Source organism: Pseudogracilibacillus auburnensis, from assembly GCF_003201975.1.
Classification (GTDB): Bacteria; Bacillota; Bacilli; order Bacillales; family Amphibacillaceae; genus Pseudogracilibacillus; species Pseudogracilibacillus auburnensis.
Window position 1 is genome coordinate 230,812 of record NZ_QJJQ01000005.1, and the last position, 23,417, is coordinate 254,228.

21 protein-coding genes are annotated in these 23,417 nt (G+C 36.2%); 9 read left to right on the plus strand and 12 right to left on the minus strand.

The window, feature by feature from the left end; translation table 11 throughout:
- Positions 1–178: 178 nt before the first annotated feature.
- The 8 genes from DFR56_RS09255 to DFR56_RS09290 all read right to left on the minus strand — a co-directional run bounded on the left by DFR56_RS09255 (position 179) and on the right by DFR56_RS09290 (position 10,490).
- Positions 179–1,222, minus strand: a complete 1,044-nt coding sequence (locus tag DFR56_RS09255; protein WP_110395147.1) for a DctP family TRAP transporter solute-binding subunit — start codon at positions 1,220–1,222, stop codon at positions 179–181.
- A gap of 266 nt (positions 1,223–1,488) precedes the next feature.
- Complete coding sequence (locus DFR56_RS09260) at positions 1,489–1,833, minus strand: DUF3870 domain-containing protein (protein WP_244916467.1); 345 nt, start codon at positions 1,831–1,833, stop codon at positions 1,489–1,491.
- A gap of 639 nt (positions 1,834–2,472) precedes the next feature.
- Positions 2,473–3,255, minus strand: coding sequence for a dioxygenase family protein (locus tag DFR56_RS09265; protein WP_110395148.1), 783 nt, complete (start codon positions 3,253–3,255; stop codon positions 2,473–2,475).
- 11 nt (positions 3,256–3,266) lie between these two features.
- Complete coding sequence (locus DFR56_RS09270; RefSeq protein WP_110395149.1) at positions 3,267–3,815, minus strand: FAD synthetase family protein; 549 nt, start codon at positions 3,813–3,815, stop codon at positions 3,267–3,269.
- 23 nt (positions 3,816–3,838) lie between these two features.
- Positions 3,839–5,389, minus strand: a complete 1,551-nt coding sequence (locus tag DFR56_RS09275) for a 4-hydroxyphenylacetate 3-hydroxylase N-terminal domain-containing protein (protein ID WP_110395150.1) — start codon at positions 5,387–5,389, stop codon at positions 3,839–3,841.
- A gap of 106 nt (positions 5,390–5,495) precedes the next feature.
- Positions 5,496–7,307 (minus strand): XylR N-terminal domain-containing protein, encoded by a 1,812-nt coding sequence (locus DFR56_RS09280; RefSeq protein WP_110395151.1) that lies wholly within the window; start codon positions 7,305–7,307, stop codon positions 5,496–5,498.
- Between the two features lie 22 nt (positions 7,308–7,329).
- Entirely contained in the window at positions 7,330–7,791 is a 462-nt protein-coding gene (locus tag DFR56_RS09285; RefSeq protein WP_110395180.1) for a flavin reductase family protein, read from the minus strand.
- Between the two features lie 1,337 nt (positions 7,792–9,128).
- Positions 9,129–10,490: a YjiH family protein gene (locus DFR56_RS09290; RefSeq protein WP_242694558.1), complete on the minus strand. Its 1,362-nt coding sequence runs from the start codon at positions 10,488–10,490 to the stop codon at positions 9,129–9,131.
- A gap of 275 nt (positions 10,491–10,765) precedes the next feature.
- On the opposite strand from DFR56_RS09290, the gene DFR56_RS09295 reads away from it, so the two are divergent.
- The 8 genes from DFR56_RS09295 to DFR56_RS09330 all read left to right on the plus strand — a co-directional run bounded on the left by DFR56_RS09295 (position 10,766) and on the right by DFR56_RS09330 (position 17,468).
- Positions 10,766–11,341 carry a DeoR family transcriptional regulator gene (locus tag DFR56_RS09295; RefSeq protein WP_110395152.1) on the plus strand — a complete coding sequence of 192 codons (576 nt, stop codon included), beginning with the start codon at positions 10,766–10,768 and terminating at the stop codon, positions 11,339–11,341.
- A 15-nt stretch (positions 11,342–11,356) separates the two neighbouring features.
- Complete coding sequence (locus DFR56_RS09300) at positions 11,357–11,950, plus strand: SCO family protein (protein WP_110395153.1); 594 nt, start codon at positions 11,357–11,359, stop codon at positions 11,948–11,950.
- A 329-nt stretch (positions 11,951–12,279) separates the two neighbouring features.
- The gene (locus DFR56_RS09305; RefSeq protein ID WP_211320621.1) at positions 12,280–12,609 is read left to right on the plus strand and encodes a hypothetical protein; all 330 of its coding nucleotides are present in this window, start codon (positions 12,280–12,282) and stop codon (positions 12,607–12,609) included.
- A gap of 66 nt (positions 12,610–12,675) precedes the next feature.
- Positions 12,676–13,425: a FixH family protein gene (locus DFR56_RS09310; RefSeq protein ID WP_242694559.1), complete on the plus strand. Its 750-nt coding sequence runs from the start codon at positions 12,676–12,678 to the stop codon at positions 13,423–13,425.
- A gap of 516 nt (positions 13,426–13,941) precedes the next feature.
- The gene (locus tag DFR56_RS09315) at positions 13,942–15,240 is read left to right on the plus strand and encodes a right-handed parallel beta-helix repeat-containing protein (protein WP_110395156.1); all 1,299 of its coding nucleotides are present in this window, start codon (positions 13,942–13,944) and stop codon (positions 15,238–15,240) included.
- Positions 15,237–15,890, plus strand: coding sequence for a nitrous oxide reductase accessory protein NosL (locus DFR56_RS09320; RefSeq protein ID WP_110395157.1), 654 nt, complete (start codon positions 15,237–15,239; stop codon positions 15,888–15,890). Before DFR56_RS09315 ends, DFR56_RS09320 begins: the two co-directional genes overlap by 4 nt.
- Positions 15,891–15,910: 20 nt before the next feature.
- Positions 15,911–16,741 (plus strand): ABC transporter permease, encoded by an 831-nt coding sequence (locus tag DFR56_RS09325; protein ID WP_110395158.1) that lies wholly within the window; start codon positions 15,911–15,913, stop codon positions 16,739–16,741.
- Positions 16,728–17,468 (plus strand): ABC transporter ATP-binding protein, encoded by a 741-nt coding sequence (locus DFR56_RS09330; RefSeq protein WP_110395159.1) that lies wholly within the window; start codon positions 16,728–16,730, stop codon positions 17,466–17,468. The genes DFR56_RS09325 and DFR56_RS09330 overlap by 14 nt, the downstream gene beginning before the upstream one ends.
- Here DFR56_RS09330 and DFR56_RS09335 read toward each other — a convergent pair.
- Together DFR56_RS09335 and DFR56_RS09340 are read right to left on the minus strand one after the other, a co-directional pair.
- Positions 17,454–18,098, minus strand: coding sequence for a response regulator (locus DFR56_RS09335; protein ID WP_110395160.1), 645 nt, complete (start codon positions 18,096–18,098; stop codon positions 17,454–17,456). The two genes, DFR56_RS09330 and DFR56_RS09335, sit on opposite strands and share 15 nt — an antisense overlap.
- Positions 18,099–18,114: 16 nt before the next feature.
- Positions 18,115–18,936: a sensor histidine kinase gene (locus DFR56_RS09340; protein WP_158525587.1), complete on the minus strand. Its 822-nt coding sequence runs from the start codon at positions 18,934–18,936 to the stop codon at positions 18,115–18,117.
- A 1,460-nt stretch (positions 18,937–20,396) separates the two neighbouring features.
- Here DFR56_RS09340 and DFR56_RS09345 point away from each other — a divergent pair.
- Complete coding sequence (locus DFR56_RS09345) at positions 20,397–21,953, plus strand: midas domain-containing protein (protein ID WP_110395162.1); 1,557 nt, start codon at positions 20,397–20,399, stop codon at positions 21,951–21,953.
- Between the two features lie 121 nt (positions 21,954–22,074).
- Here the strand turns inward: DFR56_RS09345 and DFR56_RS09350 are convergent, their stop codons facing one another.
- Positions 22,075–22,833, minus strand: coding sequence for a class I SAM-dependent methyltransferase (locus DFR56_RS09350; protein ID WP_110395163.1), 759 nt, complete (start codon positions 22,831–22,833; stop codon positions 22,075–22,077).
- 371 nt (positions 22,834–23,204) lie between these two features.
- A partial coding sequence (locus DFR56_RS09355) for an LPXTG cell wall anchor domain-containing protein (protein WP_146214273.1) occupies positions 23,205–23,417 on the minus strand: 213 nt, incomplete at its 5' end.

Sequence of the window (23,417 nt, forward strand, 5' to 3'; positions counted from 1 at the left end):
TCATAAAAATAAGGAGACTTGGTTCAGTATGGATTTTAGCTCCATAAGAACCTTAGTCGACTTATTTTGGAGGTTAGCTTTTTACTAACCCCTCGCAGATCAAGTCAATAAATCATTCGTTCCTGAATAAGTGGAATCAAACGATAGATTAATAGAGGAATTAACTTGATTGATCTTCTTACTTAGAAAGCTCACTTATTCCATCAATTAGTTCTGGTGTAATTTTATCTCTGAACTGATCATATACAGGTTGAAGTGCCTCTTTAATCTTGCTCTTTTCATCTTCACTAAGCTCTGTTACTTCCATTCCACCATTTTTTAAGTTTTCTAAACTCTCGTCATTGAATTCTTTGGCAATACCCCACTCGTATTCTGTTGCTTCTATTAATGCTTCATGCACTTTCCCACGTAAATCGTCCGGAATTCCTTCCCAAAACTCTTTATTCACTAGTACAGCATAATCTACGCGTCCATGTTCACTTAACGTTAAATGATCTTGCACTTCATGGAAACTTGCCGTATCCATCATGTTCGCAGTAGCTTCTGCACCATCGGCTACACCTTGTTGTAATGCAGAATATGTTTCTCCCCATGGAACGGTTGTATTACCAGCTGACAACATTTTAAATTGTGCCTCTAAAACATTACCAGCTTGCGCACGGAACTTCATGCCTTTAAAATCCTCAGGTGTTGTCATTACATGTTTGTCATTAGAAAAGTTTTTAAAGCCATTTTCCCAAAATGTAAGTCCAAGGATTCCACTATTTGTTAATTGTTCACTTTCTAACAATTCTTTTGCTAAATCGCTTTCAAAGAAGCGATGAACGTGATCCGAATCTTCAAATATATACGGGAGATCAGCAAACTGCCAACGTTGATCAAGTTTCACTAGTTTTGACACAGATGGATTGATCATTTGAACATTTCCAGAAATTAAAGCATCTAATTCATCATTGTCACCATACAGTTGACTTGATGGAAAAACTTCCACTTCAACTGCTCCATCTGTTTTTTCATCCACTAATTCTGCAAATTTGTCAGCTGCCATTCCTTTTATACTAGCTGGAGTCCCAACGTGAGAAAACTTAATTACTATCTTATCTTTTCTCCCTTTTTCTTTCTCTCCATTGTCACCATCTTCCGACTCATTACCAGTTGAACAACCTACTAAGAGTAAAATCATTGTTAAAATACTTGCAATAAATGTTAATTTGTTTTTCATATTCCATATCCTCCTGTATTTTAGTAATTGGTTCGTTAATAGTCATGTTACTTTTTAATAACCTACCTCCTCTTAGATAAAAACAAAAAATACCCAGCATTCTGAGGTGGAAAGGCAAAAGAAGCCTACCACTTTCAGAAAAACTGAGTATTTTAAATTAAAATAGAAGTTGTTTATCCTCTAAGAATTTAAAATTATGTTTTTCTTAGTATTTTTAATGTAAATTTATCATAATACCTTACTTTCATTTTGTCAAATAGATTTTTTTACCTATTTTTTTCGTTCAGATGTTGTAAAGCTCTTTCTTCATATCTCCTAAATGCCGACTTAAGTGCTACATTAAAACTATTTGTTGAAGGAGCAAAATAACTGTTTTCTATCTTTTTTAAAAGACCATCAACACCATGATCCATATTATACCCGACAGATAATCTTTTAAAGTAGTCTCTTGCAAGGTTTGTTATTAAAGTAAACTCCGCATTAACTATTTCCCTACTTTTTCTATCTATCTCCAGAACTACTCCTATATGCTTATATACTTCATACATCGATGTGTTTTGGGGCGCTTTTGCATACGCTGTCACTATTATTGTATCCATTTCTTCTTTCACTTTCCTTCCCCCTCCTTCTTTGATTAAATAACATTCTTTCCTAGGAAAAAGAATGAACAACCTAATGAATCAATTTCATCATTCAATAATCACATTTAAATCCGAACAATAAACTTGGTGGAGTTGATTTCCACTCTTGGCGGACGCTTTCCGCGAGCGGCTGACGAGCCTCCTCAGGCTAACTTAAAGGAAGGCCAACTAAAACCGCCCTTTGCGGGCAACGTCGGCATACCCCTTGCCGGGGCACGGGGTCTCATCTAGGCCTTTCCTCTCACAGGAGTCGTCCGCCTGCCGTTCCAATCCTCGAAGTTTATATTACAAATACGATCAATAATGTAACTTTACATATAAATGTTCGTATTTATTTCTGGAATGAGCATTTATGAAATTGACTCGAATGTATCATTATTTACGACTATTAGATAAATAGTATAATATCTTCAGTCTAATCGCAATCATATAAAACAAGATAATGATCCTATGTGCAAAGGAAAGAAGCGCCATTTTGATAAAGGAAGGGGAATGAAAGGAGGCAAAAATGGAGAAAGAATGTCTTAAAAAGAATGAAAAGTAGAGATGATATTATGAATAAATCATCTGCTACTTTTCAACATCATCTTTTTAAGACACCCTCACCTATTACTCTTTTCGCATAACGAAATTTAGTGAAGACTCTTTATGGGTTCCCTTATCTTCTAATGTCGTTAATAAGTCTAAACGAACCCCATCTGCTACATCTGATTCAAGCCATTCGTCCCCTTCAAAAAAGACTTGGGTAATCAGTGTTTCATGTCCTTCTGCATCAAATTTAAAATGAAGATGGGCTGGTCGCATTGGGTGTTGCCCCATATAGTCTAAAAACTCACCAGTCGGGCCTTGATCTGGAATGGAGTATGGAAGAGGGACAATTGTTTTTACTTCAAAATCTCCGTTCTCATCTGTATAAAAATGACCCCTTAAATTGTATCTCGGTGCATCTGAATCAAAAGCAGAATATTTACCAGATGCATCATTTTGCCACATTTCAACTTTCGCATTTTCAAGTGGCTCACCATCTACATTACTTACATTACCTTTAAAGTAAAATAGCTCTCCAGCTTCATCAGGTCGCTGTGTTAGTTCTATCGGTTTTCCTGCTTGACTTTCAATTAACGGCGATCCTTCAATAAAGTACGGCCCCAATAATGATGGCTGTGTACCAGGCTTGTCTGTATACATTGCTCTTAAAACATGACTTTCAAAGAATACATCTGCAAATAAAGGCAGCTCTCCTTCCCTCCCTAGACGATCCGCCCACATGACAAAATTTGTGTACTCTTCATGGTTTAAGTCGGCCTCTTCTAAAAACGACTTCATATGTTTTACGAATAAGTTATAAACCTCTTCTACTCTAGCATTTGTTTGAACTACTTTTTTACTCACTTGTACTCCTCCTATATTTTTATTTTCTCTAGGCTTGGTCTCCCTAATAGATTTTTCACTTGCTCTAGTTCATTTTTTTCCATTAATCCTCTTATTCTTGTAGATGAAATAATTTCCCCATCTTCACACACAACGAAAGGTTGGACATAAACATTAAAATGATCGGCAAGTACATTTACATCTCCTTGCTTTCCTTTACCAAATGTAAAATTCGGCCCAACGTTAATTTGTTGGGGGTGAAGAAGCTTTATTTCATGAATAAAATCAAGTGGGGTTTTGGCAGCATACATTTGATCAAAGTTTGCAATAACAATATGGTCTACCCCATACTTCTTTACTAATTCCACCTTCTCGGAAACACTCATTAATATTTGCTTTTGCTGTAAAAAGGATCGGGGTGGAGGGTCAAATGTGTAAACAACGGATGGAACCCCTCGTTGTTTAGCACATGTTACAGTTCGCTCTATTAACGCTAGATGTCCTCGATGAAGACCATCAAAAGCGCCGATTGTAACAATCGATGACATTAATTTAAGTTCATTATCTTCATATATTTTCATCCCACGCTCACCTCAACCTATGTCTATACCGTTTGCTTTTTAAAGTAATTTACATCATCTGGATTAACCCACGTGTCATTTACCCAACCATCAATATCATAGTCAGCCATACATTGCTCAGCAAATGCAACATATTGGTCAGCTGCCCCAGACTCATTGGCAACGACTAGATTTTCAAGTCGAATATTTTCATGATTACCAGAATAATTGCGCTCATATAACTCATGACGTCCTGCAAACTCCGATCCTACTACTTCCCAAAGCAATTTAATTAGTTTAATTTTGTCATGGGCAGTAATCCCGTTAGAACCACGATATAGTCTGTCGAGTAATGGCCTTAATTCAGGGTGTTTAAAATCTGATGCACTTGAAGGTTGCACTATTAAATTACCTGCAACAACATTTTGAATAATCCCTTTAATTTGTGGCCAACCTTCTGACATAAACACACGATAAGATAACCCAGAGTTTAAATTAGGTAGTAGTGTATCATTTGGCCCTAGATCGGGATTTAACGCCATGGAATCACTTAGCGCCCAAAACATATTACGCCACGCGATAACCTCTCCTACATTTGCCTGCACACCACGGAATTGATCTGTGCCATTCGTTTGAACTGCTTTCATTAATAACCCAACAACAAAATCAAGCTTTACCGATAGTCTTGTCACACCATGGAATGTAAATCGATGTAAAAATCCACTCTCAGGAAAAAACGTATTCGCCTTTTCAACATCCTTGTAAATAAGGATATTTTCCCAAGGGATGAGCACTTTATCGAAGACGAGCACTGCATCATTCTCGTCAAAACGACTACTTAACGGATAATCGAACGGACTCCCCATAACAGAAGCTTGCATTTCATAGGACTGACGACAAATGAGCTTCACTCCCGGACTATCCATTGGTGCAACAAATACTAAAGCCATATCTTCTGATCCAACTGGAACAGCGCCATAATGAGCAACGAAATTGTAATTCGTTAAGGCTGACCCTGTGGCAACCATTTTTGCTCCACTTACAATAATCCCTTCATCTGTTTCTTCTTCCGCACGAACAAAGACATCTTTAACTGCTTCCAACGGCTTATTTCTATCTACTGGTGGATTGATGATCGCATGGTTAAAATACCAGTTTCTCTCTTGCGCCTCCTTATACCAAAATCTTGCATTCTCTTCATAAGGCGCATAATAATCAGGGTTTGCCCCTAAAGTTGCCAGAAATGCTGCTTTATAATCAGGTGACCTCCCCATTTGGCCGTATGTTAACTTAGCCCATTCAGCAATAGCATCTCTCGTTTCGATCAAATCTTCTTTCGTTTTGTCGAACTTGAAAAACTTCTGTGTAAATCCATTATTTCCAGTGTCTGTTTCCGTTGTTAAAATACCTTTCGTCTTCTCATCATGTAATGCGTCATACATCCTTGCGATAGATCTTGCAGCATTTCGAAAAGCAGGATGGGTTGTAACATCTTTTACCTTTTCGCCATTAATCCATATTTCTCGATTATCCTTTAAGCTCTCTAAATATTCCTTTCCAGTCAATGGTAGTCTTTCAGTTTGATTGCCCAATATAAATCCTCCTCCGTTTTAATTTAAGCGCTTACAATGCTAGTTTTATTATGCAATGTAATCAGAAAATTTGTAACTGCAAAAATATATTGAGAAAACTTCCGTTACTTTATGTTTTTGTGGTTGTATGGTGGATAGGTCTTTTTTTAATTTGTGAAGCAAAATATATTTGGATAGCAAGTTGACATTTAAAACGCCCTCCACCAGTTTTCAAATCAATTTCACAAAACCCTTCAATTCGTTCCATACGATAACGAAGACCTGCAATGGAAAGATGGAGTTCATCCGCGGTTTGCTGCAAATTCCCATTAAAATCGAGATATGTTTTAAGGGTGATTAAATAATCTGTATCATTTGTAAGATCATACTTTATAATCGCGCCAATCGTTTTCTTATAAAACTCTATTAACTCATATTGGTCCGTTCCTTTTAAAAGCATCATGATTGGCTCCATCTCTTCATAAAAAGAAATGTGATTACCTGTTGGGTTTGTAAGTAACACAAACTCACTTATTGAGCCTGCATCTTGATAGCTTTCTCTCAAGGAACGCAAATCATCAGCGCTTCTTCCAATTCCTAAATAAAATTTAGCTGAATGAAACTCTTTTTTTAATTCAGCCAAAATCTGTTGCACAAATGGATGAGGGCTTTTGGCAATACTTTCTGTTAAGATCATCATTACATTGTTTTTATTATAAAAATAATCGATATTTTCTAGTAGTGGATGATGCTTAAAAAAATGCATCACTTCTTTTCGTTTTGCTTCTGGCATGACTTTGATTGCTAAAATTCTATTTATCCCATTTGGATGGAAATTAAATAAGTGAGAAAATTTCTCGAATAGCTCTTTATCATGATTGTGTAACATTTCCTCGAAAAAATTTTCTTTCTTTTTCCATAAAGACTGCGTGATTTTCCATTGATGATACATTTGCACCGTAAAAATACCTAACGCACGGTTTATAATTAACTCATCTCGATTGGTTATCTTTTTTTCACTAATAACGACAAGCCGTCCTAAATTTACATTATTCGCACGGATTGGAAATACCCGAATATCCTTTTGTTGCTCTTCTGTATAAATGAATTTATCTGCCCAATTTTGATAGCTAATCCTATCTTCTTTCGTAATAAAAGCGCTTTCAATTACTTTGTTATAATAATCAATGACAATACTTTTATTTATTAATCCTGCAACAAACTGGATCGTTTCAAGTAGCTCCTTATCTTCAACGAGTAAATTTGTTAATTGTTGATGAACCTTATCCGATTCAATAATATTTTGATTAATCATGTGAAGTTCTTTCTGTGCGCGGTCAAGTTCTGTAGCGATTGATTCTGCTTTATAGTACTTCATCATTTTACTCGCTTGCCGGTCATAAACATCTAATGATTTTGCCACAAATCGACATGTTTCATCCCCACGACCGACACATTGCGTTTCATATGCTAACACATCTTTACCAAATGTTTTTGTCAAATAACCACTTGCATACCCGATTAGTGTCCAACATCCATTATCTTTACTAAACCCATAATGTTCCACATGTTCTACTGCTTCATAGGAATTTTCCCAAGTCCCGGAAAAATATAAATAGTCTTCGTTCATTTCAATATGATCAGGCACTGCTGTTACAACGCCAAGTAATGTATGCAAAACAGGTCCAGCTAACATTAATTCTTTTAAATTATCCCATTGGTACATCGAGGCTATTGTTTCCCCATCTCTCATTCCACAAGCCCAACCATAGCGCATGAGAAAACCTTTCGCTCTCTCCATCCCAAGCGTATTAATCAGATCTCGTCTCATTAGACCTAATGCCTCAACTGGAACTAAGGACATTCTTTTATTGTTAAATGTTATTTCATTGTTTTTATCAAATTCGATCAAGTCATCAAGAACTAATTGATCTGCCTTCAAAAAAGTTCCTCCCTTCCTTTTGTTACTTAGTGAGAACTTCAGAAAACTTGCCACAATAATATGCCAATGGATTTCCCCCTGAATACTCAAAATTTTTAACTTCTCCTAAAAATAGAACATGATCCCCTCCATCATAAGACCTCCATGGCTCGCATTCTATATAGGCAAGTGAATCTTTAATTCTGTTACCTAAAATTCCTGCTTCCCATTGAAACGGCATCTTCTCCATCGTTCTCCCAGCGAAATGCATGGCAGCGTCTTGTTGGTCTTCTTTCAAGATATTAACAATAAAATTATTATCCTTTAACACATTTAATGCTTTTGTTTTCCGGTCAACTGAAACCAACACGAGCATAGGATCCAGTGAAACAGAAGTAAATGAATTCGCGGTAAATCCATGTGTTTCCGCTTCTGTTTCACTCGTGATAATCGTTACCCCCGTTGCAAAATGCCCTAAACAATTTCTAAAATTTTTTATATCCAACTTAAACAGCTCCCTTGATTGAAATTTACTAAATCTTAGCACTTTAAAGTGGAATTGATAACTATAAAATCCGTTAGTAAATTCCTTAATCTCCATCAAAAAAGGTAGTCGATTGTTTATTTGATAACTTAAAGTTGAACTTTTGCATTTTTTCAATCTTAGAAAACTTGGTATTCGCCAAACTTTTACTGCAAATGCCTTAGTTGCGCTTATGCAGTAAGAAAGGATTGTTTGTCCTTTCTTATCGACAAAAAAATACCTAGCTTCTTTCTGAATGTAAAAAGGCATCAGGAAATAACCTTATACTTTCAGAAAAACTAGGTATTTTTAAATTCATAATAGAAGGGGGTGAACTTCTAATATTTAAAAAAGTGTTTTTCTTTTGTATTTGTTATTTTATTTTAAATATTAAGAATATTATAATCCTTGATCATAAGTTTGTCAAACGATTTTCACCATTTATATAACTCAACTTCCGCATAGTGAAATGAACAAGAAAGTCTTGGTAGAATTAAATGGACTGAAGATACAGTGGTCAAGTTGACTTTGGATGATTCATTTGCTCTTAAGTTTAAGCTGATATCCGTCTGGGCTCGCTCTGTGCGGACGCTTTCCGCGGGCAACGCTTCAGCTACCTCAGAAGAAAATCACTTCTTCTGGGATCTTCAGCCGTTGCTTTTCCTCAGGAGTCGCCCGCACTGCGCTCACCCAGACTCGTTTGGAGATATACTAGAAACATAAATTAGAGGGCCAAATCATATTTATCATTCGGAGCAGTCCAAATCCATCAAGACGTCTGTGAGAGGAAGGCTTAGGCGAGATCACGTAGTCCGTTAGCACGAAGGGAGCTCAACAGCCGCCCACGGCAAGCGAAGGTATATTTGGACTGCGGACTTCCGGTAGACATCCTATCAGCCAAATTCAGTTTATTATACCGAGGTTGTCAAGGATATCATTCCAAGCAAACTGTTTGAACTTATTTTATTGGTGCGAAAGTTGAGATATAAGAATTAAATTAAAAAGAAAAAAAGAAGCTGGGAAATAACCAAAACGACCAAACCTAAAGACGAACAATGTATCACCTTAGCGGAGGAAATATACGTAGACTCCTGCGGAAGGAAAGGCATCGGTGAGACCCCACAGTGCACTAGCACGAGGAGGCTCACCAGCCGCCGCGGTAAAGGAGACACTGTGAAAACAAGCGATAGCGCAGGTTGAACAGATGTCGCTCTTATGCCCTGTGGTGAAAGCGTAGTATATTTCCAGAGCGGGTTATATGCAGCTACCATTGTTCGGGTTTTTCTTTGGTGAAAACACTTTTGTCCCAGCCTCGTCTTCTAAAATATAATATGCGCAATCAACGCAATAATTGGTAAGGTGATTAATGTCCGTAAAATAAAAATAATAATTAAATCCTTCATATTGATCGGTAGCTTTGAACCTAACAACAATGCACCGACTTCTGACATATAAATTAACTGTGTAACCGAAAGACATGCAATGACAAAACGAGTCATTTCGCTTTCAATTCCACTACCTAAAATTGCTGGTAAAAACATATCAGCAAAACCAACAACGACTGTTTGCGCAGCTTCTGTCGCCTCTGGAATTTGCAGTAGATTTAGTAAAGGAATAAACGGCGCCCCAAGCCATGAGAATATCGGTGTATACTCCGCAATAATAGTAGCAACCGTACCAATGGCCATTACGACTGGAATAACTTCAAACCACATGGTAAGAACATTCCGGCTCCCACCTTTTACAACAGGTAAAAAGCTTTCCATATTTTTTGCCCTCTCTGCTGCCTGATGTATTCCCCATTTAAATAAAGAGATATTTTTCGGAATAACTTCTTCTTCATGAGCTTCCGCTTTTTCATAAAATGTATTTGCTTTCCTTGATAAAGGAGGAATACGTGGCATAATTAACGCTGCAGCAAGTCCAGCAACGATAATCGTTCCATAATACGGTAAAAACATATGCTCTAAATTTAATTCCAATAAGATAACGATCGTAAAATCAATGGAAACGAGCGAGAATGTTGTACCGATCACAGCTGCTTCGCGTTTTGTATAATACCCTTCTTCATATTGCTTATTCGTTAACATCACACCGATTGTTCCATCCCCTAACCAAGAGACGAGACTATCTATCGATGACCGACCTGGTAACGTAAAAACAGGCCGCATTACCTTTTTCATTATCGTACCGAAAAATTCTAATAAGCCAAAATCAAGTAATAGGGGTAACACATAGCCTGCAAAGAAAAAAATTGCCACCAAAGTCGTAAGCAATCCAAATAATATATTTCCCCCTGTGGCATCTGACCATATCCATTCAGGCCCTATATGAAATAGTGACATGACAACAAATATTGTCGCTAGCCCTCTCGTAAAAAGAGCGATTGGCCCAACATCAAATAATGAACGCAATGTATCGCTTCTTAAAATAACATACGGCTGTTGCCACTTCGTAAAAAGAGCAACAAAAAAAGAAAGACCAATAATGATACCCGCTACTGTCGGCATAGCAGCTCCAAAAAATGTATCAATAAAATCAGCCCAAATAGCTACAACTAACGTAACTTCCCCATTCACCGAAATTGGAATCATTAATAGAAAAATTCCTAATAAGGAAGGAATAATAAACTTCAAATAATTTCCTATAGTATATGATTTTCCCTCTTGCACTTCTTTCAACTCCTAAAACCTTTACATATATATACAATTAAATTAATAATTATTCAATGGTAACAATAAAAATTGTACCATGTCTTTATACAATTTTCAAATCTAATTTTCTCCAATTACTATTTGATCTATCAAATGAATCTGTGCAAACACAAGATTTCCAATTGCTGTCACATACTTGTCACATACTGTTCATTGAAACGTTGAGATTTTTTTGTTAGCCTATGTTAAAATGTGATTTAAGTTGTTGTTTTCGAACAATTTGAGTGAGGAGGGACTTGTATATGTTACCGGTAGAACGTTTAAACCGTATTAAAGAGCTAATTCAAGAAAAGAAAAATATAAAAATAGCGGAATTAAGTAGTGAGCTAAATGTGTCTGAAATGACCATTCATCGCGATTTGAAACCCCTCGTTGAGGAGGGACTTATCGTTAAAACGTTTGGTGGAATCTCATTAGCCGAATCCAAACCAATGGAACCAAATGATACATGTATTTACTGTAGTCGAACGATCAACGAAAAAATGGCTTATCGACTTATCTTACCAAATAATAAAATCGAAATCGCTTGTTGTGCACACTGTGGATTATTGAGACACCAACAACTTGGAGATGAAGTGATCCAAGCAATTTGTTATGACTTTTTTAGACAAACAACTATTAGTGCCCAACTAGCGTCTTTTGTGATGGATACTACAATTGATATGGGTTGTTGTCAACCACAAGTCCTTTCCTTTGAATGGCAAGACCATGCACAAAAATTTGTAAAAGGATTTGGTGGCAATGTCTATCCATTCGACGAAGCAATGGAAACTGTTTTTAATAAAATGACGGGCAAAAATGGTTGCTGTCACAAATAGACAAGGAGGGAGTAAATGAGGAAGTGGCATATTTGGATTGGAATGATAGGGGTTTTATTCATCCTTACTGCCTGCAATGATTTACCAATTGAGACAGATATGTCAGAAAAAATTGCTGATTTTTCATTCACGACCCAAGATAATGAAACTCTTAGTCTAGAAGATTTACATGGTGAATGGTGGATTGCCGATTTTATTTTCACGAACTGTGAAACGGTATGTTTGCCGATGACACACAATATGGCTCAACTACAAAAGGAACTTGAAAAGAATGATTTGTCCATCGAGTTTGTTTCATTTAGTGTAGACCCAGATTTTGATACTCCCGAAATTTTAAAAGAGTACGGAGAACAGTATGAAGCAAATTTTGATACGTGGAGTTTTTTAACAGGATATGACGTTAAAACAGTGAAAGAATTGTCCATAAAATCATTTCGTGCCTTATTAAAAGAGCCAGAATACGGATCAGATCAAGTTACTCACGATATTCGTTTCTTTTTAGTTAGTCCTGAAGGTGAAGTAGTCAAAGGGTATGACGGAACAAAAAGTGAAAATATCGATAAAGTTATAGAGGATCTTAAAAAACTTCAAGATAATGATTTACTATAGGAATTTTTATTAAGATAATGTGCTAAGTATAGTCAACATATCATTTACGCTATATTATATGGCGGGTCTTATACGAGATGTGGCGCATATTCACGGTTATATGGCGATTCTTACGCGATATATGGCGAATGTTCGAGGTTATATGGCGATTCTTACGTGATAGATGGCGCATATTCGAGATTATATGGCGATTCTTACGCGATATATGGCGAATGTTCACCTTTATATGGCGATTCTTGCGTGATAGATGGCGAATGTTCACCTTTATATGGCGGATCTTACACGAGATGTGGCGAATGTTCATGTTTATATGGCGGAAAAGATAGAGGGTGTTCCATATTAAAAAAGTAATACTTTTTATGATTGTTGGTTTTGTCTTTTTATGTTTGATCAGTTTAATCATTCCAAAAGAAACCACGCCACCGAACGATGCGCGGGTCATTTTGGAGCATACGTCTGAAACATATATTGCACCTTCTTGCTTTGAACAAGCGGATGCTACAAACTTTTTGCAAGAAGGTAAGTTGGAAGAAGCGGAAGAGTTGAGTTATCAAGCTCATGATGATTGTACGAAAAAAGCTTTTCAAAGTGAAAAAGACTCTTTATTTATGAGTACACTTAAAAGCATTGGGTTGATCAAGACAAAGTGGGATGAATGAATTCAGAAATGATTTTCCACCCTTTTGATTATAAATTGGTAGAGAAGTTTTACACTATACAGGAGGATGATTGTTTTGCGTAAAGGATTGTTTATGTTATTACTTGTATTTATTACGGCATTATTAGTTGCTTGCGGAGATGAAAAAGGTGACAGTGTGGATGAATTAGTTTCTCTAGATGTTGAATTTATTGTACCAGAAACAGCGGATGTTGGAGAAACGGTTGAATTAAAAGCGCTTGTTACATATGGTGATGAACCTGTAACAGATGCAGATGAGGTTCAATTTGAAGTGTGGGAAACAGGAAAACAAGATGAAAGTGATAAGATAGAAGCAGAAAACCATGAGGACGGAACATACACAATAGATTATACATTTGAACACGATGGTGTATTTGAAATGTATGCACATACTACGGCACATGACTTACACACCATGCCTAAAAAAGAATTAACTGTTGGCGAGGGTGGAAATAATGATCATGAGGATCATGACCATGGAGACCACGGGCACGGTTTCCATACTGAAGGCTTTGATTTACATTTCATGGAACCGGAAAATGTAACAGCGGGAGAAGAAACAGAGTTGATGACACATATTACGATGGATGAAGATGGGTTAAAAGATGCAAATGTGCGTTATGAAATTTGGCAAGATAAAGATAACACGGATTGGGTAGATGCTGAAGAGAATAATGCTGGTGAATATGTTGCTAACTATTCCTTTGAAGAAACGGGGACATATCACATTCAAATCCATGTAGAAGATGACGAAGATCTACATGAACATGCTGAATATGAAGTAGAAGTACAATAAAATACATGATTTAAGCGACAGCATTTCGTCTGTCGCTTTTTTGATTTCCTTTTATGCCTTTCGATATGCTCTTCGTTCTGCATACTCTGAACAAAGTAAACAAAACTTCACTTGTCTTCCCGAAGGTAGTATGTAGCGCTGAAACTCTTTCGACTTACGCTTGCACATATAACATTTTGGTTTTAAGAAAATCATCTTGTTTCCCCCATTTAATCTCTTTTATCGGCCTTTTTGAACACGCACTTATCCATTAATCCCTTTTACCTACTCACTGAATTATATACAGTCTATAATACCCGATTTACTCTTGCAATTTTTTCTAGATTTATAAGGATAATCATGTATTTGGATCTATTTTGTATTATTTTGTTAAACCAAAACAAAGTTCACCAGAACGACACAGAATGTTACGAATTATGACGTTGTTATAGCCCTAACGAGTCATAAGGAAAGTGTTTTTCTATGCTAGGCTAAAAAGTGTAAGGTAGTAATTCGTTCGAGAAGGGGGGCATTTTCATGAAAAGGATTATTACTTCATTATTATTCAGTGTATTACTTTTCATTAGTATTCCAACCCATACGCTAGCTGAGAAGTCTATCCAGCAACAAATCGATGAAGCAACTATTGGAGATACCATTATCTTAACAGATGGGCAATATGAAGAAAATATTGTCATCGATAAAGCGATCAAGCTGATTGGAAATGATGGTGTCACCTTCATTCAACAGACTTCAGAGCCGATGATTTCAGTTCAGGCAAATGATGTAGTGATAGAACGGATAAAGATCCATAACAAAACAGATTATGAAGATTCAGCAGCTATATTATTGAACGGAAATAACAATGTGTTAAAAAATCTTGAAATAACGACGAATGGGTACGGAATCAAATTAGATCAAGCGGATAACAATGAATTGTCACACATTACAATTACAGGAAACGAGGATACTCCACTTAGTAAACGTCAACATGGAATTGACTTATGGAAATCACATCATAATGAAATTCATCACACATATATCAAGCATGTAAAAGACGCTATTTATATCGAACATAGTAATGAAACAAGTGTACATCATAATGATGCTTCACATTCTCGGTATGGGTATCATCTTATGTTTACGAAAAATACAACAATTGAACATAATGAATCTTATGAAAATGTCAGTGGCATGATGATTATGGGGACAAATGGCACAAATGCAAATCATAATTCATTGAAACACAACCAAAAAAATGTTCAATCATTAGGTTTATTGTTATTTGATGTTGAAGATGCAACTATAACAAATAACGACATATCGAATAATCGGGTTGGCATTTTTGTTGAATCGGCAAGTCATAATGACATATCAATGAATAATGTACAGAGTAATTATATTGGTTTGCAATTTAAAGGAGCAAAAAGTAATGTAATTCACCATAATTCTTTTACTGCGAATGTTGTCCAAGGTCAAGCAGAAGATAGTTCAAATAATATAACAAATGAAAACTATTGGGGAGATCATTTCGGATTTGATTTAACTGGCGATAATGTTAGTGATCTAACATATGAAGTACATCCATTTTACTTGATTGTTACGAATGAGTACCCACCTTTTCAATTATTATTTCAGTCACCTGGAATGATATTTCTCGAGCAATTATTACATACACCAATTGAAGAGCGATTGATTGATCAATCACCATTACTTAAAAGTCCGTTACATAATGAGATTTCACATACTGATCATCAAATGCTCCTGTTTCTATTTAGTTTTTCTTTATTTTTTATTAGTTTAATCATTATTTTTATGGGGGTAAAAAAGCGATGAAGAAATTTAATTTATTAGTAGTTGTTTTTGCTGCATTAACTTTATTATTAGCTGCTTGTGGTGGGGATGATAAACCAACAAATGATACAACAGATGAAAGCGATGACGTACAAACAGAGGATGCAGCGGAAACAGAAGTACTAGCATATGAGCCAAAAGACGTTGATGAAGAGACAGATGTTTGTGAAGTATGTGGCATGGCAATCTTGGATAATGAGCATGCAACACAAATTGTCTTACAAAATGAAAGGTCATTAATGTTTGATGACTTAGGTTGTTTATATGAATGGAAGGCAGAGAACGGTGAAGATGATATTGGAGCAGAATTTGTACGTGATTTCCATACAAAAAACTGGATTCAAGTAAAGAATGCAACCTTCGTCTATGATGAAGACATTGCTACTCCAATGGCATATGGCGTTATTTCGTTTGAAAATCTAGAGGATGCTGAAACTTATATTGAAGAAGAAGGAAAAGGCGAAATTTTAGATGCAGCTGCCTTAGCAAATCATGAATGGAAAATGAACGAAGATATGATGGATCACGATCATCACGATCATGGAGATCATGGAGATCACGATCACGACCATGGAGACCATGACCACGATGAAGATGATGACCATGGACATGATGACCACGAAGAAGAATAATATAAAGGGACTGATGGACGTTGCGTATCCTCACGGTAGCTCAAAGAGAAATTAAATTAGGCTTTAGAAACTCATGGACCTATTCTTTTTTAGCCTTATTGTCTATTTTCACCATTACTATATTACTGTTACAGTCTGGTGTCGCAACGACTGAAGGGTATACTGATATAACTGGAACGGTAATGAATATGATCTTATATTTATTACCGTTAATTACCCTTTTATTGGGTAGTTTTTCTGTAGCAGTCGAAAAAGAAGATGGACATTGGGGATTACTCTCCACCTATCCAATCTCCACCTATCGTTTTTTATGGGGAAAATGGATCGGCCTAATAACGATACTATTAACAATGCTCCTATTTAGCTTCGGATTAGCTGGAATCATTACAGTATTATTTAACCAGCAATTAAGTATTGACACACTTATTTTCTTTTGGTTGTTCTCTTCTATTTTAGCAATTGTATATGTAAGTATTGCATTATTAATCGGTGCTTTGGCAAAAAATCGTTGGCAGGCACTTATAGGTGGTATTGGTATTTGGTTTTTAACGATTGTCATTTGGTCGTTGTTAATGATTAGTACACTTAGTCATTTGCCATCTTATAAAATGATTCAACCTACTTTACAAGTATTAACTATTTTAAATCCAGCAGAATTCGTCCGTGTTTTTTCCATTATGCGGATTGGTGCAGGCTCAGCTTTTGGTGCGGATTATGATCAGTGGATTACATGGGCAACAGGCAGCTATGGAGTCGTTATTTTCTGTGGTATATGCATAGGTTGGATAGTTGCCTCCATTTATATTGGTGGATTTATTTGGAATAGGAGCGATAAAAATGGCCGAGCATAACGAATTTGCAATTGAACTAAACAACCTTTCAAAAAAGGTTAGAAAAAAGCAGCTGCTTTCTCCCTTAAATCATCAACTAACTTGTGGAAAAATTCTAGCCTTATGTGGTGGGAATGGGGCTGGAAAAAGTACACTTATTAGACTGATGACAGGACTGATCAAACCAACTACAGGTCAGGTGACGATCAACAGCTTTACAAAAAAGCATCATACATTACGCTTTCAACATGAATTTGGTTATATGCCTGATGATTTTCAATTTCAAAAGTCGATCACTGCTAAAGAAACGATTCGGTTTTATGCAAAGCTTAAAAAAATAAGCAATGCTCGAATGAATGAAACGTTAGAAGAGGTGGGCTTGCTTGATAAAGTAAATGAAAAAGTCGGTACTTTTTCGAAAGGAATGAACCAACGGTTATTATTAGCCCAAGCACTTCTAGCAAAGCCAAATATTCTTATTTTGGATGAACCGACGAATGGACTTGATCCATATTGGGTAAAACAATTTTCTGACATGATGTTACGTGCAAAAAAGAATGGACAAACCATTGTTTTTTCAACACATGATTTACATGTTGCTGAACAAATTGCCGATGAAGTAATGTTTTTAAGTAATGGAGAAGTCATAAGTAAAGGCCCTATAAATGAATATAGTGGAATCGGATTATATGAAACATTTCAGCAACTATATTTTAATTCCATCGAAGCAGAATTACGAGTCCTTTAAATAACCGTGCTCATAAGCATATTTTGCTAATTGCACACGATTGTTTAAATGGAGTTTTTGAAATAAGTTTTTCAGATGGTTCTTTACCGTGTACTCGGAAATCTCTAGTCGGAGGGAAATTTCCTTATTCGTTAGCCCTTTTGCAACCCATGTTAATATTTCCCTTTCCCTTGTCGAAAGGCTGTCCCGTTTATCTTCTGTAATAAGTTGATGGCTGGAAAATTCTTTTAGCATTTGTTTCGCAAGTGGTTTATCTATTTGAACATCGTCATTCATGATTGCTTGTAAATAAGGAATCCATGAATCATGTTCAACATGCTTTAGCAAATAACCTTGTGCACCATTTTTGATCGATTCAAATAAATCAACAATATCGTCTGAGACGGTTACCATGACAATTTTCACATAAGGATATGTACTTTTAATAAGTCGAGTTGCTTCCATTCCATTCACATCTGGTAAATTAATGTCCATTAAAATTAAATCTGGCATGAATATTGCCGTTTTTTCAACCGCCTCTTTTCCAGTCATTGCCTCCCCAACGATTTTGAAAGTCGGCTCTTCTTTCAAAATCTCTTTCATTCCTTCTAAGGCCATTGGATGGTCATCAACAATCATTATTCTTATCATGTAAGAGCCCCTTTCTTTATTTTGGTGAAAACTTCAAAATAGTCCAGTTATTTTCCCGCTTCACATTAAATAGCCAATTTATCCTTTTACAGCGCTCAGCCATCATTTTAAGCCCATAATGATCTTCTTCAAAAGCATCCTCTTGGTCAAATCCTACCCCATTATCTTTCACTACTAAATAGCGTTCTCTCTCCGTACCTTCCATATGGATGATTACCTTTGTCGCTTGGGCATGCTTGCGAATATTAACGAGCGCTTCCCCTACACATGCTGCTAACTCAAATTTCTCTTCAGCAGTCAGATGCTTTTCATCCATCGTGATGGATTTAGTTACATGAATATCCGTTTCATTTTCAAACTTTCTAATATGGGTATGGAATGAATCAAGGGCTGGTAAATCCTTATGCGGAGGTTGTCTTAAGTTTTCAATCCCTGTACGAACATAATGATGAATATCAACAATGTTTTTATGTAATGCTTCCAATTTCGGTTGGTCTTTCTCAGCAATTTGTAATTTTTCCAACTGTTTTACCTTTATCGAAAGTAAAAATAATGACTGGGCCATACCATCATGGAGATCATGTGCAATTCGTTCTCTTTCTTCTAAAACAGCTTTTTCCGCCCGTTCAACCTTCAGTTGTTCTTGCATCAATTCAAGTTTAGTAAAAAAACGTGTGAGCAGTGTAAACGTAACAAATAAAACGATAACTGGCGTTAACCAATTTCCTACATCCATCGATATATAAGGTAATAAATATTCATGTCTAACATACTCCCAGAGCCCCACTGTAATTGTCGGGATTAATAGAATAAACCATTTTAATTGTTTATAGGTCAAAGTCATATCCCCTTACATTTTATTCAACACTTATATTTTTCGCATCTAAGACCAAGTTAATTTATCACACAGATCCCCTTGCCAACAAATAGCGTTGACAAAAAAGGATGTTTTTCCTGTTATGCTTCTATTCACGGAAACGTTTAAATTCTCTTTACAAAGTAACCAGTTTGAGAAAATCAGTTAAGATCCTTCATTGTCATTCTATCTGAATCCTCCCTTTAATGGAACCTTTATAATCACGTAAAATGAGACAAATGACCTTTGATTGTTGATTTAAAATGAATCATTTGGCTAGTTTTTCCTTATGTTAGTGATGTCATAGAAGGAAATATATCTTTAACAACTTGTTGTTTGATTGTTATACGATTGTTATTTTCATTTGATATAGTAAGACAAGCAGATTGATCACTGCTACAAGTAAGAAACATCACGCTAATCATTAGGAGAAACTGTTTTTAAGGGAGGGTGATACAGAAGGGATATTTTCTATGATCATTTCACAAGTTTTGTCGTCAAAATCACATCTGGTAAAGGGAGTTGAGCGAAAGGGAATTAAAAATACTGTTTTTTTCTGAACAGACTGCAAGTAAGTAAACCTTTACAATATAATACGTCACATAAAAGACCATCTCGGTATTTTTCAGGAAGAGGGAAGCTATAACCTGTAAGTTGCGATGTATCTGAGGAAATACATTGCGACACAATTTCAAAGCAAATTAGTTAGCTGTTTCCATTTACCCTTTACTTGATAGTAGAAATACTGTAAATACCGAGATTTAATGAAGAACCTTGCCAGCTTTTTTGGCGAGGTTCTTTATTTTCATGTTTTTTTCCACTTCAAATGCTATGATTTCATCAGATGAGGCTGGATATCTATGCTATTTATATTGCTCCTCTTTTTCGCTTGAGTATCTTACCATATGAACGAAATTTTATTGTTTACTTGCGGTAGCATATTAACTAAATCTCGCATTTTACGGTTACACCCAACATATTAAATGGAAGAAATTAACTATATTTTATTCATATTTCCATTCTTTACAATGGTAATATTTTGAGTAATTTTCTCAAAATTCTTTTCTTCCTATTTTTTATGGAACCTGCCTTTTATGATCCTTTATTATCGCGAAAATAGAAGGCAAACAGTTTTAACATTTTTGACTTTTTTAATCTATAATGTAAATTTCGTCCTTTTTCATGTCATTGGGGGTTAATATAACTTAAACAACTTGTAGTTTCGTTGTTATACACTTGTTATTTTCTTTTGTTATAGTTATGGACAAGCAGATAGGCACTGCTAAAATATTCGATTTGCATATTGTCGAATATTAAAATACTGCCTTATATTATAACTCTTGCTTTTAAAGGAGGGGGTACATACGAGTTACGCAACTAGTTTTATGTAGTTTTTGTCGCCAGAAGTCCAGATTTTAAATAATGAAGGGAGCTTGATCTTTTTGCGAAAAGAACCAATTCAAAAAGGGAAAAATACGAACAAAAAAATACTACCGTTTGTCATGTCAACATCGATGATAACAGCTGCACTGTTCGCAACAGGCCCATCCGTTTTTGCTGATGAAGGAGAGAAGGAGCCTGATTTTAGAAACCACGGTGCCGAAGTATCATATTTTGCTAAAACTGTTCCAGCGTCTCCCGATAAAGGGAAAATAATGCGGACAATTGCAAGTAAAAAGTGGAAAGAAAGAGCACAAAATGACGGTAATGATGAAAATGAATCAGTAGATCCACCTGGGGACGAAGACGAAAATGCTGAGGAATCTGGGGATGAGAACGAATCAGCGGAAGATCCAGCGGACGAGAATGAAGATGCCGAGGAAACTGACGATGAAAACGAGTCTGTAGAAGTACCTGCAGATGAGAATGATATTGCTGAGGAACCTGGGGATGAGAACGAGTCAGCGGAAGATCCAGCGGACGAGAATGAAGATGCCGAGGAAACTGGCGATGAAAACGAGTCAGCAGAAGAACAAGTAGACGAGAATGAAAATGCTGAGGAACCTGGAGATGAGAACGAGTCAGCGGAAGATCCAGCGGACGAGAATGAAGATGCCGAGGAAACTGGCGATGAAAACGAGTCAGCAGAAGAACAAGTAGACGAGAATGAAAATGCTGAGGAACCTGGAGATGAGAACGAGTCAGCGGAAGATCCAGCGGACGAGAATGAAGATACTGATAATAATGAAGAAATAGAAAGGCCAGCGGACGAGAATATCAATGAAGATACTACGCCAGCCGACCAATCAACCGATACCAATATTATAACAGAGGAACAAGAGAATGTATATAAGTCTATTATAGAAAATTTTGACAGTTTAATAGACTACTATAATTTTCTTATAAGAGATCATCTCGGTATTATTTTACCAGGTGAAGAGACAACTAATGCAAATGATGAAGTTACAAGTGAACTAGCTAATGGGGATGACGCGACTGAAGAGCCTAATCCTGGGGAAGAAGATGCTGAGGAATCGGCTAATGGCGATGACGCAGCGGATGACTCTAATGTAGGAGAAGATGCTGAGGAACCTGCTAATGGCGAGGATGCAGCGGATGACTCTAATGTAGAAGAAGATGCTGAGGAACTTGCTAATGGCGAGGACGCAGCGGATGACTCTAATGTAGAAGAAGATGCTGAGGAACCTGCTAATGGCGAGGACGCAGCGGATGACTCTAATGTTGAAGAGGATGCTGAGGAACCTGCTAATGGCGAGGATGCAGCGGATGACTCTAATGTAGAAGAAGATGCTGAGGAACCTGCTAATGGCGAGGACGCAGCGGATGACTCTAATGTTGAAGAAGATGCTGAGGAACCTGCTAATGGCGATGACGTAGCGGATGACTCTAATGTTGAAGAAGATGCTGAGGAACCTGCTAATGGCGATGACGTAGCTGAAAAACCAACATTGCAGTCAACTGTTTGGGATAAACTAGTAGGATATTACCAGCAAGTTGTCACTGCTTATGAATCCTTTTTTAGCTTCATGAAACAATAAGGTAAAATCTATCTCTTAACAGATCGAACAAAGAACCTTGCCAAGAAACATTGGTAAGGTTCTATATTTTTCCATTACTGTTTTTTAATCAATAATAAGGTATTCACTTATACCTAAGTACTTATCCTTTTTCGGCTTCAAATGTTATTATTTCATTGGATGCGACTGGATATCTTTCAAATACATAGTTTGAAGAACAAGTAATATTGATAAAACCGAGGCTCTTTAAGATGGATCGAAACTCTTCCATTCCATACCATGTCAAAGGAAACTTTTGTAGTTCAGTATCAATCAGTTTCCCTAGTTTCCATTTCTCATATTTTAAATAAGTCGTCGTTGTTTGATTGATCCAATCGATCTTATCTGATCTTCTTTCTAGTATTATCCCTTCATCATTAGGTAGTGTAAATACATCTGTTTCTATTTCTCCTTCTTTAAAGTCATATGGTAAAAGCAAGTCTATTATCAGCCGACCACCCATTTCCAAATGATCCTTAAAATTGTTTAATACTGTCATTCCATCTTTCCGACCATCAATTAAACAAAAAGATCCAGTCGGCATTACTATCGCTTCATACTTGGACGGTAATTGGAGACTTTCTAAGTTTGCTTCATACAAATTTGGTTTCAATTTTCGTTCTTTACAATTTTCCTTACAAATTTGTAACATCTCATTTGAATAATCAACACCATCAACCGTAAATCCTTCTTCAAGTAATGGGATAATAAATCTTCCTGTACCAACTCCCGCTTCAAGAACCTTGCCATTAACAGATTTTAATCTTTCCATATAGTATTCGATATCACCATTGATTGAAGTTCCAACAGGCTTTGTGAAATCATATAACTCCGTACTAATTTTTCCGTAATTTGAAAACAATTTCATTCCCTCCTTTAACGAAAGCAATTGTGTTAGTTTACTTGTCATTTTACTGCTTTTCATTCCCTGCTTTTATTTCTTTTAAACGATCACCTTAATTAATAGGCTATATACGCAGGTCCCGTAAAATGTATGTATAGTTTCTATCAAAAATAACCATACCATCTAAACAAAGCTAAAATAAGATAGGAATCTAACTAAGTGCTTAATCGACATAAACAAGATTACCTCTTTCACATTGCTTATACTTTATCTTAATATATATTGTTTGATTACTCTATTACAAGATATAGTGGAAAAATCAAAAAAAGTCCTATAGTAATAAAAAAAACCTCCACTCATAAGGAATGGAGGCATCTTTCATTATTGTTTTACTCAGTCATACGTTTTCTTCTTTTATAAAGGAAGAATCCTAGTGCGATCAAACCTAGCCCAACTAAAGCAACGTTAAAGATATTTGTTGCTGTTTTCGGCAATTTCTTACCAACATTGTCATTGCTTTTTTCTGGTGCTTTTTCCGTTTCTTTTGGTTCTTTAGAGTCTTCTGGTTCCTGTGGCTCTACTGGTTTCTCTGGTGTTTTCGG

Bases quoted from the DNA above. Each gene is read 5' to 3' on its own strand.
- DFR56_RS09255 (WP_110395147.1), bottom strand. From the start codon at position 1,222: ATGAAAAACAAATTAACATTTATTGCAAGTATTTTAACAATGATTTTA.
- DFR56_RS09270 (WP_110395149.1), bottom strand. From the start codon at position 3,815: ATGAAAATATATGAAGATAATGAACTTAAATTAATGTCATCGATTGTT.
- DFR56_RS09295 (WP_110395152.1), top strand. From the start codon at position 10,766: ATGTTACCGGTAGAACGTTTAAACCGTATTAAAGAGCTAATTCAAGAA.
- DFR56_RS09300 (WP_110395153.1), top strand. From the start codon at position 11,357: ATGAGGAAGTGGCATATTTGGATTGGAATGATAGGGGTTTTATTCATC.
- DFR56_RS09310 (WP_242694559.1), top strand. From the start codon at position 12,676: ATGATTGTTTTGCGTAAAGGATTGTTTATGTTATTACTTGTATTTATT.
- DFR56_RS09315 (WP_110395156.1), top strand. From the start codon at position 13,942: ATGAAAAGGATTATTACTTCATTATTATTCAGTGTATTACTTTTCATT.
- DFR56_RS09320 (WP_110395157.1), top strand. From the start codon at position 15,237: ATGAAGAAATTTAATTTATTAGTAGTTGTTTTTGCTGCATTAACTTTA.
- DFR56_RS09330 (WP_110395159.1), top strand. From the start codon at position 16,728: ATGGCCGAGCATAACGAATTTGCAATTGAACTAAACAACCTTTCAAAA.
- DFR56_RS09335 (WP_110395160.1), bottom strand. From the start codon at position 18,098: ATGATAAGAATAATGATTGTTGATGACCATCCAATGGCCTTAGAAGGA.